The organism is Comamonas sp. BIGb0152 (genome assembly GCF_024809975.1).
Lineage (GTDB): Bacteria > Pseudomonadota > Gammaproteobacteria > Burkholderiales > Burkholderiaceae_C > Comamonas.
This window is the reverse complement of record NZ_JANUDY010000003.1, coordinates 236,478-251,315: the sequence shown is the minus strand read 5'-3', so window position 1 is coordinate 251,315 and position 14,838 is coordinate 236,478. Positions and strand designations below refer to the sequence as shown.

The 14,838-nt window shown below is 63.9% G+C and carries 14 protein-coding genes; 7 read left to right on the top strand and 7 right to left on the bottom strand.

Translation table 11 applies throughout. From position 1 onward, the window contains the following. Positions 1 to 7: 7 nt before the first annotated feature. A complete protein-coding gene (locus M2375_RS08055; protein ID WP_259165074.1) occupies positions 8 to 454 on the top strand; it encodes a hypothetical protein in 447 nt (148 codons plus the stop codon). A 132-nt stretch (positions 455 to 586) separates the two neighbouring features. On the opposite strand, the gene M2375_RS08050 is transcribed toward M2375_RS08055, so the two are convergent. Beyond that, positions 587 to 880, bottom strand: a complete 294-nt coding sequence (locus M2375_RS08050; RefSeq protein ID WP_259165073.1) for a hypothetical protein — start codon at positions 878 to 880, stop codon at positions 587 to 589. A gap of 263 nt (positions 881 to 1,143) precedes the next feature. Between M2375_RS08050 and M2375_RS08045 the strand changes: the two genes are divergently transcribed. Beyond that, positions 1,144 to 1,821 (top strand): 7-cyano-7-deazaguanine/7-aminomethyl-7-deazaguanine transporter, encoded by a 678-nt coding sequence (locus M2375_RS08045; RefSeq protein ID WP_259165071.1) that lies wholly within the window; start codon positions 1,144 to 1,146, stop codon positions 1,819 to 1,821. Positions 1,822 to 1,918: 97 nt separating this feature from the next. On the opposite strand, the gene bfr is transcribed toward M2375_RS08045, so the two are convergent. After that, complete coding sequence (gene bfr, locus M2375_RS08040) at positions 1,919 to 2,383, bottom strand: bacterioferritin (RefSeq protein WP_259165070.1); 465 nt, start codon at positions 2,381 to 2,383, stop codon at positions 1,919 to 1,921. 207 nt (positions 2,384 to 2,590) lie between these two features. On the opposite strand from bfr, the gene M2375_RS08035 reads away from it, so the two are divergent. Beyond that, entirely contained in the window at positions 2,591 to 3,409 is an 819-nt protein-coding gene (locus tag M2375_RS08035) for a nucleotidyltransferase domain-containing protein (protein ID WP_259165069.1), read from the top strand. Here the strand turns inward: M2375_RS08035 and M2375_RS08030 are convergent, their stop codons facing one another. Next, on the bottom strand, positions 3,410 to 4,309 hold the full coding sequence (locus tag M2375_RS08030) for a LysR family transcriptional regulator (RefSeq protein ID WP_259165068.1): 900 nt from the start codon (positions 4,307 to 4,309) through the stop codon (positions 3,410 to 3,412). 156 nt (positions 4,310 to 4,465) lie between these two features. Between M2375_RS08030 and M2375_RS08025 the strand changes: the two genes are divergently transcribed. The 3 genes from M2375_RS08025 (at position 4,466) to M2375_RS08015 (ending at position 8,402) form a co-directional block, all read left to right on the top strand. Continuing rightward, positions 4,466 to 6,172 carry an acyl-CoA dehydrogenase family protein gene (locus M2375_RS08025; protein WP_259165066.1) on the top strand — a complete coding sequence of 569 codons (1,707 nt, stop codon included), beginning with the start codon at positions 4,466 to 4,468 and terminating at the stop codon, positions 6,170 to 6,172. A gap of 82 nt (positions 6,173 to 6,254) precedes the next feature. After that, positions 6,255 to 7,241 carry a tripartite tricarboxylate transporter substrate binding protein gene (locus M2375_RS08020; protein ID WP_259165065.1) on the top strand — a complete coding sequence of 329 codons (987 nt, stop codon included), beginning with the start codon at positions 6,255 to 6,257 and terminating at the stop codon, positions 7,239 to 7,241. An 18-nt stretch (positions 7,242 to 7,259) separates the two neighbouring features. Further along, complete coding sequence (locus tag M2375_RS08015; protein ID WP_259165064.1) at positions 7,260 to 8,402, top strand: CaiB/BaiF CoA-transferase family protein; 1,143 nt, start codon at positions 7,260 to 7,262, stop codon at positions 8,400 to 8,402. A 79-nt stretch (positions 8,403 to 8,481) separates the two neighbouring features. Here M2375_RS08015 and M2375_RS08010 read toward each other — a convergent pair whose 3' ends face one another. Both M2375_RS08010 and M2375_RS08005 read right to left on the bottom strand, forming a co-directional pair. Then, positions 8,482 to 9,192, bottom strand: a complete 711-nt coding sequence (locus M2375_RS08010; RefSeq protein WP_259165063.1) for a DNA/RNA non-specific endonuclease — start codon at positions 9,190 to 9,192, stop codon at positions 8,482 to 8,484. Between the two features lie 94 nt (positions 9,193 to 9,286). Beyond that, positions 9,287 to 10,186, bottom strand: coding sequence for a LysR family transcriptional regulator (locus tag M2375_RS08005; RefSeq protein WP_259165062.1), 900 nt, complete (start codon positions 10,184 to 10,186; stop codon positions 9,287 to 9,289). Between the two features lie 282 nt (positions 10,187 to 10,468). Here M2375_RS08005 and M2375_RS08000 point away from each other — a divergent pair, with 282 nt between their 5' ends. Beyond that, positions 10,469 to 11,269, top strand: coding sequence for an IclR family transcriptional regulator (locus M2375_RS08000; protein ID WP_259165061.1), 801 nt, complete (start codon positions 10,469 to 10,471; stop codon positions 11,267 to 11,269). A gap of 42 nt (positions 11,270 to 11,311) precedes the next feature. Here the strand turns inward: M2375_RS08000 and M2375_RS07995 are convergent, their stop codons facing one another. Both M2375_RS07995 and mutS read right to left on the bottom strand, forming a co-directional pair. Beyond that, positions 11,312 to 12,136: a proteasome-type protease gene (locus M2375_RS07995; protein WP_259165060.1), complete on the bottom strand. Its 825-nt coding sequence runs from the start codon at positions 12,134 to 12,136 to the stop codon at positions 11,312 to 11,314. Then, on the bottom strand, positions 12,133 to 14,724 hold the full coding sequence (mutS, locus tag M2375_RS07990) for a DNA mismatch repair protein MutS (protein ID WP_259165059.1): 2,592 nt from the start codon (positions 14,722 to 14,724) through the stop codon (positions 12,133 to 12,135). Before mutS ends, M2375_RS07995 begins: the two co-directional genes overlap by 4 nt. Between the last annotated feature and the right edge of the window lie 114 nt (positions 14,725 to 14,838).

Here is a 14,838-nt window from a genome sequence, read left to right as displayed (position 1 = left end):
GCGTCAGATGAAGATGTGGAAATATGTGGTGGCGCTGCTGGTGCCCGGAGTGATGGCCAGCGCCAGCTGGGCGCAGACGCAAAATAGCGCACAAGACAATGCCCAGGTGACGGCCGAGGCCGCCGAGGCCCAACCCTGCGACGGCGCCGTGATGTATGCGCTGGACAACTGGTACCAGGTGCAGCGCTGCGAGCAATCGGGCTTTTTACTGCCCGGTGAGATGACCCAGAGCAGCGCCGACTTTTTGGCCGCCCACCCAGGCATTGCGCAAGATGTGCGCAGCCAGAGCCCACGTGCGCTGCAGGCGCTGAACCTGGCGGGCACCAGCCCCTGGGATTGGAATGACCCAGGCAACCGCAGCACCCTGGAAAACCTTTGCCGCGACACCTTGCAGTCGCAAAAGCGCATGGTGAGCGAGCCCAGCTGGCGCGAATCGCTGAGCTGCGCGCGCTGATACAAGGCGGCGGACAGGGCGCGGCAGTACCAGCGCCCAGTCCTTGTTGAACCTGCAAAAAACTGCAGCCTGGCAGCCAATCAGCCAGGCGTTGGGGTGGTGCTGCTCAGGCGGTCTGGCCGTCGGCGTCGCCTAGCCCCGCCGCACATCAAAGTACGCCTCTTCCACACCAATCCCCTGAAAACCCGCCTGCCGGGCCTTGTCAAAGGCCTTGAGCCAGGCGCGGGCCAGCACCTCTTGCTGGGCAGAGATCTCACCGCCTTCGGCTGCATCGGTATAAGCGCTCAAGGATTCCAGCATGTTCTGCTCGTCGGGGAAAAACTTGCCGATCTCTCGGGCAAAGCGCATTTCTGCGCGGTGTTTGAGGGCAGGATCAATGCCGTGGCAATCCTGCAGGCTGATGGCGATTGGGGGAGAGACTTCCATAGATTGAATGACTGTTTAAATAAACAGTGACAAGTATCCTGGCTAACTGTTTATTTGTACAGCTTTTTATGGTGACTCAATGCTGAGCCTGTGGTTTGTGGCGGACGCAGCCCGCAGCAGTGGCCTGTGAGAGGGGCGCTTGGCGCTACTGGTTTTAGGCAGCGCGTATACAATATGGCCCCTTATGCCCCAGAACAACCCTGTTCTCGGGACTCTTTCGTAGCCATGGGTTCCCTCGCCCCCATTGACCAAAAAGGAATGTCATGAACTCCGCTCATGCCGTGCAGACCCCTGTGTCGCGCGTGCCTCTCTATCTCTCCTTGCTGGTGGCCTTCCACGTCGCCATCGTCATTGCCAGCAACTACCTGGTGCAGCTGCCCATCTCGTTGTTTGGCTTTCACAGCACCTGGGGGGCCTTCAGCTTTCCGTTTATCTTTTTGGCCACTGATCTGACCGTGCGTCTGATCGGCAAGGTCGAGGCGCGCCGCGTCATCACCCGGGCCATGCTGCCGGCGCTGCTGGTGTCCTATGTCGTGGGCGTCATCTTCCATGAAGGGCGCTTCAACGGCTGGGAGGCCTTGCAGAGCTTCAACAGCTTTGTGTTCCGCATTGCGCTGGCCAGCTTTGCCGCCTATGTGCTGGGCCAGCTGCTCGACATCCAGGTGTTTGACCGCATCCGCCAAAAGAGCCATGCCTGGTGGATGGCGCCCGCTGCCGCCTCGGTGTTTGGCCAGGCGCTCGATACCGCCGCCTTTTTCTCCATCGCCTTCTGGCGCAGCGCGGACCCCTTCATGGCCGCCAACTGGGTGGAGATCGCACTGGTGGACTATGTCATCAAACTGGCCGTGAGCCTGCTGCTGTTTGTGCCTGCCTATGGCGTGGTGCTAGCGGCGCTGGTGCGCTCGATGCGTATGCCAACGGTAGCCACCGCTGCACCCTGACCGGGTTCAACACTGCCAGGTCCGAGGGGGCTGCAGCAGTCTTCGCCATGCAAAAGGCCGCCAGACGATGGCGGCCTTTTGCATGGGCGAGCGCAGATCAGGTCTGGCTTTGCAGGTAGTTGGGCAGGCCCATCATCTTGATCAGGCCCAGCTGCTTTTCCAGCCAGTAGGCATGGTCTTCTTCGGTGTCGCGCAGCTGTGCCAGCAGAATATCGCGGCTCACATAGTCGCTGTGCTTTTCGCACAGCTCCATGCCCTGGCGCAGGCCGGCACGCACTTCGTATTCGGTATCCAGGTCCTTTTGCAGCATCTCGGGCACGGTGGCGCCGGGCGTGAACTCCTTGGGGCGCATATCGGGGCGGCCGCCCAGCATCAGAATGCGGCGCAGCAGCGCGTCGGCGTGCTGGGTTTCTTCCTGCATCTCATGGTCCAGGCGGGTGAACAGCTTGCTGAAGCCTTGGTCTTCGTAAATGCGCGAATGGGCAAAATACTGGTCGCGAGCCGCCAGCTCGCCCTGCAGCAGGTCCTTGAGGTAGTCGACGACGTCAGGATGGCCTTGCATGTTCTTGTTTTCGGTAAAGTTTGCGAAGCCTGCAGTATCGCGTGTCTGCGCGCTGCTGGTTGCGAAGGCAGCCCAATGCCCACGTACCACCGCTCTGGATGCGGGCTGTAAGCAGATGCATTCGCATTGCCTGCGCAGCCTGCACGGCGCAGGGAAGGGGAGGTGCCTGGGGTTCTGGCAATATCAGGGGTTTTGAAGGGAGCGAGCGTGAACCATTCCGAAGCCTGGCAAGAGCAGGTACACCCCATCGACCCTGCCGTGCGCGCCGACATCGAAGCCAAGCTCGCACAGATCGAGATCGAGCACCAGGTGCGCATCCTGTTTGCCTGCGAATCCGGCAGCCGGGGCTGGGGTTTTGCATCGCCCGACAGTGACTACGATGTGCGCTTTGTCTATGCGCCGCGCCTGCCTTGGTACCTGAGCGTGAGCGAGCAGCGCGATGTGATCGAGCTGCCTATCTCGGATGTGTTCGATGTCAACGGCTGGGAGCTGCGCAAGGCGCTGGGCCTGCTCAAAAAAGGCAATGCCACCTTGATCGAATGGTTTGATTCGCCAGTCGTCTACCAGGCCGATCCGCTGTTTGTGGCCGACATGCGCGCCGCCATTGAGCGCGTACACCTGCCCGAGCGCACGCACTACCACTACCTGCACATGGCGCGCAAAAACTACCGCGAGTACCTGCAGTGCGAGACGGTGCGACTCAAGAAATACTTGTATGTGCTGCGCCCCTTGCTGGCCTGCCTGTGGGTGTCGGAGGGCAAGGGCGTGGCGCCCATGCGCTTTCAGGATCTGGTCGATGGCACCGTCAGTGACCCGGCCGTGCTCGACGCCATTGCGGCGCTGCTGGTGGTCAAGCGCGCGGCCAAGGAGTCCGAGCATGGCCAGGCCATGCCGGTGCTCAATGCCTTTATCGAGGCCACGTTGGCGCAGCTCGATGCCGCGCCGCCGCCCCAGACACCGAGCGTGGATTTTGCACCGCTCGATGACTTGCTACTGCGCACCGTGCTGAGCGGCCACACAGCTTGATCACCTGCCTTGCGCCACCGCCTGCACGGCTGATTGCAAGCTAAGCAGCAGCTTGTGCACCAGCGGGTTGCCCGGCTGGCTGCGCCAGACGGCCAGCAGCTCGGACTGTGGCTGCTCACCCAACAGCGGAATAAACACCACATCCGGCATGCCCACACGCTGCAGCGCGGCCGGCACAATGGCCGAGCCCTGGCCCAGCGACACGAGCGACAGCACCGACAACCAGTGCCGCACCTCGTGCCGTACCTCGGGCGCAAAGCCGTGGGCCATGCACATCTGGTAGATGCGCTGGTGGTAGAGGGGCGAGACGGTGCTGGAGAACAGCACCAGGCGCTCGTGCTTGAGCTGGGCCAAATCCAGCACCAGGCTGTCGGCCAGCGCATGCTGGCGCGGCAGGCAGGCCACAAAGGGCTCTTGCATCAGCAGCTGGCTGTGCAGGCCTTCGGGCAGCATCACCGAATGCACCAGGCCCATGTCCAGCTCGGCCTGCTGCAGGCCCAGCAGCTGCTCGGCGCTGTTGAGCTCGCGCATGTCGATGCGTACCTGCGGGTGCGCGCTTTGAAAATGGGCCAGCGCCTGGGGCACGCCTCGGTACAGCGCCGAGCCCACAAAGCCCAGGCGCAGATGGCCGCGCACGCCCTGGCCCACATCCCGCGTCTCCTGCACTGCCTGCCCGGCCAGCGCCAGCAGCTGGCGTGCGCGCGGCAGCAGGTGGGCGCCGGCGGCGGTCAGCCGCACGCCCTTGCTGCTGCGCTCAAACAGCGGGGCACCAATTTCTTCCTCCAGCTGGCGGATGGCGACTGACAACGGCGGCTGTGAGATCGACAGGCGCTGGGCCGCACGGCTGAAGTGCAGCTCTTCAGCCAAGGTAGCGAAGTAGTTCAGCAGTCGCAGCTCCATGGGCACTCCTATCTATATTGATTAAGTATCGATAAAGAGTTTAATAATATTTGACGCGAATAGCACCGGCTGCTGAAATGGCGCAAAACAACGCGGTCCCGCCGTGCCCTCCATCCAGGAAGCAGCACTGCAGGCCCAGCCATTGAGGAGACCCGCATGTCCGCTCAGGAACCATCCCAGCGCAGCGCCATGGCGCAAGTGGCACAGGCCCACGACCACCCCGTGCCCGATCGCCACGGCAGCAATTTCTACACCACCGACCCGGCTTTGCAGCAGCTGCTGCAGCTGTACCTGCCCGCCGATCTGCTGGCCCATCTGCAGCCCTATCTGCAGCGCATGGGCGAGCTGGCCGGCGGCCGCATCGATGAGCTGGCCAGCATTGCCGACAAGAACCCGCCCACCCTGGAGCACCGCAGCCGCGCCGGCGAAGACCGCCAGCGCATCATCAAGCACCCGGCCTATGAAGAGCTGGAGCGCATTGCCTATGGTGAATTTGGCTTGCAGGCCATTTCGCACCGCGACGACATGCTGGGCTGGCAGGGCAAGATGCCGCCCACCGTCAAATATGCGCTGACCTATTTGTTCGTGCAGTCCGAGTTTGGCCTGTGCTGCCCCTTGTCGATGACCGACTCGCTGACCCGCACCTTGAAGAAATTTGGTGCGCCGCAGCTGGTCGCCAAGTACCTGCCGCAGCTGCTGTCGCTGGACTGGGACAGCCAGGCCCAGGGCGCCATGTTCATGACCGAGCAGGCTGCCGGCTCCGATATCTCCAACACCCAGACCCTGGCCCAGCCGCAGGCCGATGGCAGCTGGCGCGTGACGGGCGACAAATGGTTCTGCTCCAACCCCGATGCGGAATTTGCGATGGTGCTGGCCCGCGTGGATGGAGCGCCCGCTGGCATGAAGGGCATCTCGCTCTTTTTGCTGCCGCGCACGCTTGATGACGGCAGCCAGAACCACTACCGCATCATCCGCTTGAAGGACAAGCTGGGCACCAAATCCATGGCCAGCGGCGAGATCCGCATGGAAGGCGCCACCGCCTACCTGATCGGCGAGCAGGGCAGGGGCTTTGTGCAGATGGCCGACATGGTCAACAACTCGCGCCTGTCCAACGGCGTGCGTTCGGCCGGCATGATGCGCCGCGCTGTGGCTGAGGCCGAGTTTGTCGCCAGCGAGCGCGTGGCCTTTGGCAAGCGTTTGCAGGATATGCCACTGATGCAGCGCCAGCTGGACAAGCTGCGCGTGCCCGCCGAGCAGGCCCGCTCCATGCTGTTCCAAACCGCCCAGACCTTGATGCGCTCGGATGCCGGCGACAAAGAGGCCTATGCGCTGCTGCGCATCTTGACGCCGATGATCAAGTTCCGCGCCTGCCGCGATGCCCGCAAGGTCACCGGCGATGCGATGGAAGTGCGCGGCGGCTGCGGCTATATCGAGGAATGGACCGATCCCCGCCTGGTACGCGATGCCCACTTGGGCTCCATCTGGGAAGGCACCAGCAATATCGTCGCGCTCGATGTCGTGCGCGCCATTCAACGTGAAGGCTCGCTGCCGGTGCTGCAGGCCTATCTGCAAGGCCTGCTGGCAGACTGCCGCATCAGCGCGGCCTACCGCCAGGCGTTGGACGCTGCGCTGGCCCGCGCCAGCGCGTTGGCCGAGCTTGCCGCGCAAGACGGCGGCGCAGTACTGGCACGCCAGGCCGCCACCGGTTTGTACAACTGCACCACCGCCATTGCGATGGCCTGGGAGGCGGGCCAGATTGATTCACCCGAGCGCTTGCGGCTGTCGCAGCTGGTGCTGCTGCACCGGGTGCTGCCGCGCGATCCGCTGGCCAGCGAGGCGATCCCGCAAGATTGGCTGGCCTGAGTCGCATATCCGCAGACCGGCAGAGACACCCCCATCAACACGCAGGCACCAGACCTGCACCCCTGAATACATGGAGACAAACATGCAAAAATTTTCCTTGAACGCGGCGGCTCTCGCCCTTGCTTGCCTGGCCGGGCTGGGCATGGCCTCGGCGCAGGCCGCTGACAAGTTTCCCGACCGTCCGATCATGTTCACCGTGCCCTTCCCACCCGGTGGCCCTACCGATGCGATGGCCCGCATTTTGGCGACGGAGCTGACGCGCGAGCTGGGCCAGAGCGTGGTGGTGGAGAACCGCGCAGGCGCGGGCGGCAATATTGGTGCCGAGTACGTGGCGCGGGCCAAGCCCGATGGCTACACCATCATGTTTGGCACCTCCGGCCCGCTGGCGATCAACAAAAGCCTGTACAAGTCCATCAGCTACGACCCGCGCAGCAGCTACGCACCCATCATCTATGTGGGCTACCTGCCCAATATCCTGGTGGTGAAAGCCAGCCTGCCGGCCGACAACGTGCAAGCCCTGATTGCGCTGGACAAGGCCCAGCCCGGCAAGCTCAATTTCGCCTCGTCGGGCAATGGCGCCTCATCGCACCTGGCGGGGGTCATGTTCAACAACCTGGCGGGCACCAAACTGCAGCACATCCCCTACAAGGGCACGGGCCCGGCGCTCAATGATTTGCTGGCGGGACAGGTCGACATGAGCTTTACCGATATCCTGACGGCCATGCCCTATATCAAGGCGGGCAAGGTCAAGCCGCTGGGCGTGGCCACCGCACGCCGCTCCAGCGCCATGCCCGATATTCCCACCGTGGCTGAGCAGGGCATGGCCGGGTATGACGTGAGTGTTTTCTTTGGCGTGGTGGCCCCCAAGGGCACACCGCCAGAGCGGGTGCAGGTGCTGAACCAGGCTTTCTCCAAGGCCTTGGATTCCGACAATGTCAAAAAGGCCTTTGCCGCGCAGGGCCTGGAGGCATCGCCGGACCGCTCGCCCGCTTACCTGGGGCGCTTTATCGCCACCGAAGTGGACAAATGGCAGGCAGTGGTTCAGCAGTCCGGTGTGACGCTGGACTGATCAAACGGAAAACGGAAGATGACAACAACACAGGTGGCCAATGTGGGCGCGCTGCAAGGTATCAAGGTGCTCGATTTGTCGCGCATTCTGGGCGGGCCGCTGTGCGGCCAAATCCTGGGCGACCATGGCGCCGATGTGCTCAAGGTGGAGCCGCCGCAAGGCGATGACACGCGCAGCTGGGGCCCGCCGTTTCGCGACGGCGTGGCCTCGTATTACCTGGGCCTCAACCGCAACAAGCGTGTGCAGTTCATGGATCTGGCCAGCGCCGAAGGCCAGGCCCGCGTGCGCGACTTGATGGCGCAGGCCGATGTGGTGGTCGAGAACTTCAAGACCGGCACGATGGAGAAATGGGGTATTGGCTACGCGCAAATGCAGCACGAGTTTCCCCATCTGGTCTGGTGCCGGGTCACCGGCTTTGGCGCCGATGGCCCGCTGGGCAGCCTGCCCGGTTATGACGCCGCCATCCAAGCCATGGCCGGGCTGATGAGCATCAACGGCGAGGCCGATCGCGATCCGCTGCGCGTGGGCCTGCCTGTGGTGGATATGGTCACGGGGCTCAATGCCGTGATCGGTGTGCTGCTGGCGCTGCATGAGCGCGGCCGCAGCGGCCTGGGCCAGCTGGTCGATGCCTCGCTGTATGACGCGGGCATCTCGCTGCTGCACCCGCATGCCGCCAATTGGTTCATGAGCGGCAAGGTCCCCGGCCGCTCCGGCAATGCCCACCCCAACATCTACCCCTACGACGTGGTGAACACCGGCAGTGCGCCGATTTTTCTGGCCGTGGGCAACGACCGCCAGTTCCGCCTGATGTGCCAGCACCTGGGGCAAGCGGCCCTTGCCGATGACACGCGCTTTGCCACCGCCGGCCAGCGCTCGGTCCACCGCGATGTGCTCAAGCCACTGCTGGAACAGGCCTTTGCCGCGCATGATGGCGTGCAACTGGCCGAAGACCTGATGGCCATCGGCGTGCCCGCCGCGCCGGTGCTGAATGTAGAGCAGGCGCTGCAAGCCCCGCATACCGCGCACCGCGAGATGGTCGTGAAGATGGGTGATTACACGGGCCTGGGCGCCCCGGTCAAGCTCAGCCGCACGCCAGCGTCCTACCGCTTTGCGCCGCTGACCGAAGGCTCGGCGTTTTTGGATGCGGCGAACGACTGCTGATCTGCACCGTTAACAAGCAAAAAAGGCCCATGTCTGCGCATTGCAGCATGGGCCATTTTTGTAGCTGGGGTGACTGTGGTCAGTCCAGCAGACGAATGCCGGTGCGCTGCACAAACTCCGCATAGCTGATCGGAGGGCCCGCCTTGGTCGATGGCTGGTTGTCTTGCAGATGCACCCAGCGCTGGCCGGTGGACGGGTCATAGACCATTTTGAAAACGGCATCGGGCACCCAGACCTGGCCGTCGCCAATGGTGCGGTGCTGCTTGCCAAAAACCGGGCCGGTGATGACAAAGACATCGCCCTGCGCGCGGCGGATATAGCGGCGCGTGTCCTGCTCGATCTGCGACCAAGCCTTGCCATTCTGGGTAATGTCTTGGGGAACCATATTGGAAAGCAAGTAGCTTTGAGCCTTGCCTTGTTCGGTGCTCATGTCAGCGGCAGCAGCCATATGACCACGACTGAAACCCGAGCTTCGGTAGTCAGAGAGTCTCGCGCGCTCCCGTTCAGGCAGTCGCGCGTCTTCACGGAACTTATCTTTGCGCTTCAAGTCCTTGGCCAAGTTCAGCATGCGCGCATTCAGACGCTGGGCCACAAAAATTGGTGTCTTGGACTGGCCCGAATGCAGCACGGCATATTCATCGAGGCACAGTTCTCTTAGCTGGCCGTAGGCGGTAGTGCTCGGCGGCTTGCCCGAGAAGAACTGCGGGCAGTCATCAAACCCTGCAGCCAGGGCAGGGGCGGCGGCGCACAGCAGCACTGGCGCCAGAAAAACAGAGAGGCGAGAAAACATAAGCGCGCAAGTGTTGCACAAGATCTGCCTGCTCGGGGCAAAGGCCGGGCAGGCCGTCGGCTATGTGAGCGGTGCCTTGCTTGCTCGCGGGTGGCTAGTGGGCGGCCTCTTGCAAGAACGTCCATAGCTGCAGCGCCTGGGGCGGTAGCTGCGCCGGGTCGCGGCAGGCCAGCACCAGCTGGCGCGCGGCCCAGTCGGCGCTCAGTGGCCGCAGGCGCAGCCGGGCCTGGGGCCAGCGCAGGGTGGCGCATTCGGCAGCCGTGCGCGGCACCAGCGCGGCGCCCAGGCCCATGGCCACCCAGTCACACAGGGCCTCCAGGTGCGGTGCCAGCGCGCGGTAGCGCAGGGCCACCCCCGCCTGCAGCGCCTGCGCGGCCATCAGCTGGTGCAGTGCATGCTGGGGCAGCAGGCCGAGCAAGGCAATGTCCTTGAGGTGGTGCAGCTGCACATCCTGGGGCAGGCTGCCCAACAGGCGCGCGGGGCCCAGCAGCACCAGCGGGTCATCGCGCCAGGCCTGGGTATGCAGGCTGCCGGCGGGCACGGCGTTGGACAGCACGCCCATATCGGCCTCACCGGCGACCAGCGCGCGCGCAATCGCATCGCTGGTGCACTCGCGCAGCTCCAGGCGCAGCTGGGGGTTGGCCTGCATAAAGGCGCCCAGCGGCGCAATCAGGTGTTCGCTGATGGCCGAGGTGTTGGCCAGCAGCTCAATGCGCGTGCCCAGGCCTTGGCCAAAGGCCTGCATGTCGCCAGCGAGCTGCTCCATCTGCAGCAGCATGCGGCGGGCATGGGGCAGCAGCACGGCACCGGCCTCGGTGGCGGTCACGCCCTTTTTGCTGCGGTGGAGCAAGGGCGCGCCCAATACCGCTTCCATGCCGCGAATGCGTTCGCTGGCCGATGCCAGGGTGATGTGGCAGCGCTCGGCCCCTTGGGTGATGGTGCCGGACTCCAGGGTATGGACGAAAAGGCGCAGGTCTTGCAGGTCAAAGCGCATGGCAAATACAGGCTGGCAGGTGCGTGGGGAGATGCGCCATGGTAGCGATACGGCAGGGCCTTGGCTATGGATTTTCCATAGTCAGGATTCGGGAAGCCGAAGTAAATAAGGAGCTGCTGGGCCCTTGCGGCTACTTGCTAAGGCAAAGACGGAGGTTTTCAGCGGGACTTGGGTAGCGAGGCCAAGCGCGCTGACCGTGCTGGGCACGATGCGCTGCGTGTGGCCGCTGGCGCTTGCGGGCGCTGCACTGGGGTATGCTACAGCGCAGTATGGGATCCAAACATGGCTACTTCGTCTTCTGAAAGCAGTGTTGCCGGCACGGCAGCGTTTTCCAAGTTCATGCGCGTGCTGCAGCTGGTCGCAGATGGCAGCGAGCCCCTGGGCATTGCCGAGATAGCCAAGGCGACGGGTTTTCCGCGCCCGACGGTACACCGCATCGTGGCCGCCTTGCAGGCCGAGCGCATGCTGGTCGAAGTAGGCGCCACGCGCTGCTGGACCTTGGGCCCGCGCCTGGTGCAGCTGGCCAGCCGCAGCTGGAGCCGCTCTGGCCTGCGCATGGCCGCCACGCAGGCGCTGCGTGATTTGCGCGATACCACGCAGGAGACCATCCATTTCGCCGTGCCATCGGGCCACAGCATGGTCTATATCGAAAAGCTGGAGAGCGACAGCGCCGTGCAGATGTCATCGCGCATTGGCACCAGCGTGAACCTGTACTCCACCGCCGTGGGCAAGGCCTACCTGGCCGCACTGCCCCCGCCCGAAGCCCGGGCCTTGATGGACGAGTTGGGCTATGCGCCGCTGACGCCACAGACCGTGGGCAATGCGCTGGCGCTGCAAAAGCAGGTGGACGAGGTGCGCCAACGCGGCTGGTCCACCGATGCGCAAGAGAATGAAGAGGGCATTTACTGCTTTGGCGCGGCGGTGCTGGGCCCCGACGGCAGCCCCGTTGCCGCCATCAGCGTCAGCACCTTGCTGTTCCGCCAGCGCGAGGATGTGCAAGCCGCCTACATCCAGCCCTTGCTGCGCACCTGCCGCGCCATTGCGCTGCAGCTGGCGCAGAACCCCAACCTGGTGCATGGCTGACCGGTAGCGCTGAATGCCTGCCCGGGCATCCAGCGCAGGGCTTTAGAGCATCTCGTCCGAATGGGTGATCTTCTTGACCGGCCGAATCGCGCTGCCATCTGGCTGGATGGACGCTGCCGTATCGCCGCTGTCCCAATGCGGGTCGTCGATGCTGTCAAAAGCCTGGCGCAGCTTGTCGCCCCAGGTATTGCGCACCATGCGGAAGTACTGGTTGAACTCGTCGATGCAGGCGATGTTGTCGCAGGCGAGCTGGTCGGTTTCATACACCACCAGGTCCAGCGGCAGGCCCACTGAGAGGTTGGATTTGAGCGTGCTGTCCATGGAGACCAGCGCGCACTTGGCTGCTTCGTTGAGGGGGGTGTGGGGCGTGAGCACGCGGTCGAGCACGGGCTTGCCGTACTTGGCCTCGCCGATCTGGAAGTAGGGCGTTTCGGCCGTCGCTTCGATGAAGTTGCCGGCCGAGTACACCTGAAACAGGCGCGGGCTCTCGCCGGCGATCTGGCCGCCAAACACCAGGCTGCAGTTGAAATCAACACCCGCGCGTTCCAGCGCTTTGCCATCGCGCTCCTGGATATGGCGCACGGCAGCACCCAGCACGCGGGTGGCATCGAACATGCTCTTGGCGTTCCAGATGGTGATGGGTGGGCCGCCGTTCTCGTCTTCGAGCTGCTGGGTCTGCAAAATCTCGCGCACCGATTGCGAGATCGACAGATTGCCGGCAGACAGCAGCACCATGAAGCGCTCACCGCGCTTCTCATACACCATCATTTTGCGGAAGGTGCTGATATGGTCCAGGCCCGCATTGGTGCGGGAGTCGGAGAGGAACACCAGGCCGGCGTTCAGCTTGATGGCTACACAATAGGTCATGACTTGTCAGCGAGTCGCTTGAGTGAATACAGTAGATCGAGTGCGTCGCGCGGTGTCAACGTATCGGGTTGCAGCTCGCGCAGTTGCGCCTCGACCGCGCTGGGGGTCGGGGTTTCGGCCGAAGCCGGTTGGGCAAACAGGTCGACCTGGGAGTCGCCCGCCTGCTGGCGCGCCTCCAGCGCGGCCAGCGCATGGCGGGCATGGCTGAGCACGGGCGCGGGCATGCCGGCGAGCTTGGCGACCTGCACGCCGTAGCTGCGGCTGGCCGGGCCCGGTTGCAGTTCGTGCAAAAACACAATGTCGCTGCCCGCTTCGGTCGCGGCCACATGCATGTTGATCGCATGCCTGGCCTTGGCCGGCAGCTCGGTCAGCTCAAAGTAATGGGTGGCAAACAAGGCCAGGGCCTTGGTCTTGTCATGCAGGTGCGTGGCAATGCCGCTGGCCAGTGCCAGTCCGTCAAAGGTGCTGGTGCCCCGGCCAATTTCGTCCATCAGCACCAGGCTGTTGGGCGTGGCACTGTGCAGAATCTGCGCGGCCTCGGTCATCTCCAGCATGAAGGTGGACTGGGCATTGGCCAGGTCATCGGCCGCGCCGATGCGGGTGTGGATCGCGTCGATCGGCCCGAGCAGGCAGCGCGTGGCAGGCACATAGCTGCCCATGCTGGCCAGCAGCGCAATCAGCGCCACCTGGCGCATATAGGTCGATTTACCGCCCATATTGGGGCCGGTGATGATCTGCAGGCGCTGCAAGCTGGACAAGCGCGTGTTGTTGGCGATGAAGGACGCGTTGGAGGTCTCGGCCAAGCGTGCCTCGACGACAGGGTGGCGGCCGGCATCGATGTCGATGCAGGGCTCGGGCACAAACTGCGGTGCGCACCAGTTCAGGGTCAGCGAGCGCTCAGCCAGCGCGCACAGCGCATCGAGCGAGGCAATGGCCTGGCCCACGCGGGTGAGGGCGCTGACATGCGGCTGCAGCTGGTCGAGCACCTGCTCGTACAGCCATTTCTCGCGCTGCAGCGCGCGCTCCTGGGCCGACAGCGCCTTGTCCTCAAAGGTCTTGAGCTCGGGCGTGATAAAGCGCTCGGCGTTCTTCAAGGTCTGGCGGCGGCGGTAGTCGTCGGGCACCTTGTCCTTGTGGCTGCTGGTGACCTCGATGTAGAAGCCATGCACCTTGTTGAACTGCACGCGCAGGTTGCTGATGCCGGTGCGCGCTTTCTCGCGCGTCTCCAGATCCAGCAAAAAGGCATCGCAATTGGTCTGTATCGCGCGCAGCTCGTCCAGATCGCTGTCAAAACCGTTAGCGATCACGCCGCCATCGCGCACCAGGGCTGCGGGCTCGGGGTCGATGGCGCGGATCAGCAGCTCCATCGCATCCAAGGGCGGCTGCAGCGCTTCAAAAATCTCGCCGAGCAGCGGCGCAGGCGCGGCGGCATTGCGCGCCAGCTGCTGGGCCTTTTGCAGGGTCAATCCCAGCGCGACAAGCTCGCGCGGGCGCACCTGGCGCAGCGCGATGCGGGCGGTGATGCGCTCCACATCGGACACGCCTTTGAGCTCCGTGCGCAGAATCTGCCAAGGCGCTGCAGACAGCGTGTTGCTGTCGCCGCGCAGCACGCCGATGGCGCCCAGGCGCGCACGCGCATCGCTGCGGTCACGGCTGGGTTCGAGCAACCAGCTCTTGAGCAAGCGGCTGCCCATGCCCGTCTGGCAGGTGTCGATCAGCGAGAACAAGGTGGGGCCGTCCTCGCCGCGCAAGGTCTTGACCAGTTCCAGATTGCGGCGAGTGGTGACCGGCAGGTCGATCAGCGCATCATCGCGCACCACATGGATGCTTTGTACATGGGGCAGGTTGCGGCCCTGCGTGTGCTCGGCGTAGGTGAGCAGCGCGCCAGCGGCGGCATGGGCAGCGTACAAGGTCTGTGCATTCCAGGCCTGTAGGCTGGCGGCGCCCAGCTGTTCGAGCAGCTTGCGCTCGCCCAGCTTTTCATCAAACTGCCAGTCAGGGCGCAGGGCCAGCGGGCAGGTCAGCACGCCGCTGCTGCGCAGCTGGTACAGCGATTGCTCAAAGCGCTGCGAGGCACCGGCGCTATAGGCCACTTCGCTGGGTGCAATGCGGGCAATCCAGCCGGGCAGCTCCTCATGCGTGCACTCGGCCAGAAAAATCTTGCCCTGGGTGACGCTCAGCCACGCCAGGCCACAGCGGGCGCGCTGGGCCTGGTGTACCACCAGCAGCATGGCCTCGGCCTTGTCGCTCATCAGCTCGCTGTCGGTTACCGTGCCGGGGGTGACCACGCGCACCACCTTGCGCTCAACGGGCCCCTTGCTGGCCCCCACTTCGCCCACCTGCTCGCAAATCGCCACCGATTCGCCGAGCTTGAGCAAACGGCCCAGGTAGTTCTCCAGCGCATGGAAGGGAACGCCCGCCATCGGAATGGGCTGGCCGGCCGACTGGCCGCGCTGGGTCAAGGTGATATTGAGCAGCTGCGCGGCCTTCTCGGCATCGCCATAAAACAGCTCGTAAAAATCCCCCATGCGGTAGAACAGCAGGGTGTTGGGGTGGTCAACTTTGGCAGCATGGTACTGCTGCATCATGGGTGTGTGCGATGAAAAATCGGCTTTTGCGAGCGTTGGATTTTCCATTGGGTTTGAGCTCATCTATTGGTGTTGGTTGGTATTAATCCAACTTGGCATGGCAGTGGTGATGGG

What these genes read in the sequence shown, in the direction of transcription:
- M2375_RS08045 (WP_259165071.1), top strand. Translation starts at nt 1,144, where the DNA reads ATGAACTCCGCTCATGCCGTGCAGACCCCTGTGTCGCGCGTGCCTCTC.
- mutS (WP_259165059.1), bottom strand. Translation starts at nt 14,724, where the DNA reads ATGATGCAGCAGTACCATGCTGCCAAAGTTGACCACCCCAACACCCTG.
- M2375_RS08015 (WP_259165064.1), top strand. Translation starts at nt 7,260, where the DNA reads ATGACAACAACACAGGTGGCCAATGTGGGCGCGCTGCAAGGTATCAAG.
- M2375_RS08025 (WP_259165066.1), top strand. Translation starts at nt 4,466, where the DNA reads ATGTCCGCTCAGGAACCATCCCAGCGCAGCGCCATGGCGCAAGTGGCA.
- M2375_RS07995 (WP_259165060.1), bottom strand. Translation starts at nt 12,136, where the DNA reads ATGACCTATTGTGTAGCCATCAAGCTGAACGCCGGCCTGGTGTTCCTC.
- M2375_RS08030 (WP_259165068.1), bottom strand. Translation starts at nt 4,309, where the DNA reads ATGGAGCTGCGACTGCTGAACTACTTCGCTACCTTGGCTGAAGAGCTG.
- M2375_RS08000 (WP_259165061.1), top strand. Translation starts at nt 10,469, where the DNA reads ATGGCTACTTCGTCTTCTGAAAGCAGTGTTGCCGGCACGGCAGCGTTT.
- M2375_RS08055 (WP_259165074.1), top strand. Translation starts at nt 8, where the DNA reads ATGAAGATGTGGAAATATGTGGTGGCGCTGCTGGTGCCCGGAGTGATG.
- bfr (WP_259165070.1), bottom strand. Translation starts at nt 2,383, where the DNA reads ATGCAAGGCCATCCTGACGTCGTCGACTACCTCAAGGACCTGCTGCAG.
- M2375_RS08020 (WP_259165065.1), top strand. Translation starts at nt 6,255, where the DNA reads ATGCAAAAATTTTCCTTGAACGCGGCGGCTCTCGCCCTTGCTTGCCTG.
- M2375_RS08050 (WP_259165073.1), bottom strand. Translation starts at nt 880, where the DNA reads ATGGAAGTCTCTCCCCCAATCGCCATCAGCCTGCAGGATTGCCACGGC.
- M2375_RS08010 (WP_259165063.1), bottom strand. Translation starts at nt 9,192, where the DNA reads ATGTTTTCTCGCCTCTCTGTTTTTCTGGCGCCAGTGCTGCTGTGCGCC.
- M2375_RS08005 (WP_259165062.1), bottom strand. Translation starts at nt 10,186, where the DNA reads ATGCGCTTTGACCTGCAAGACCTGCGCCTTTTCGTCCATACCCTGGAG.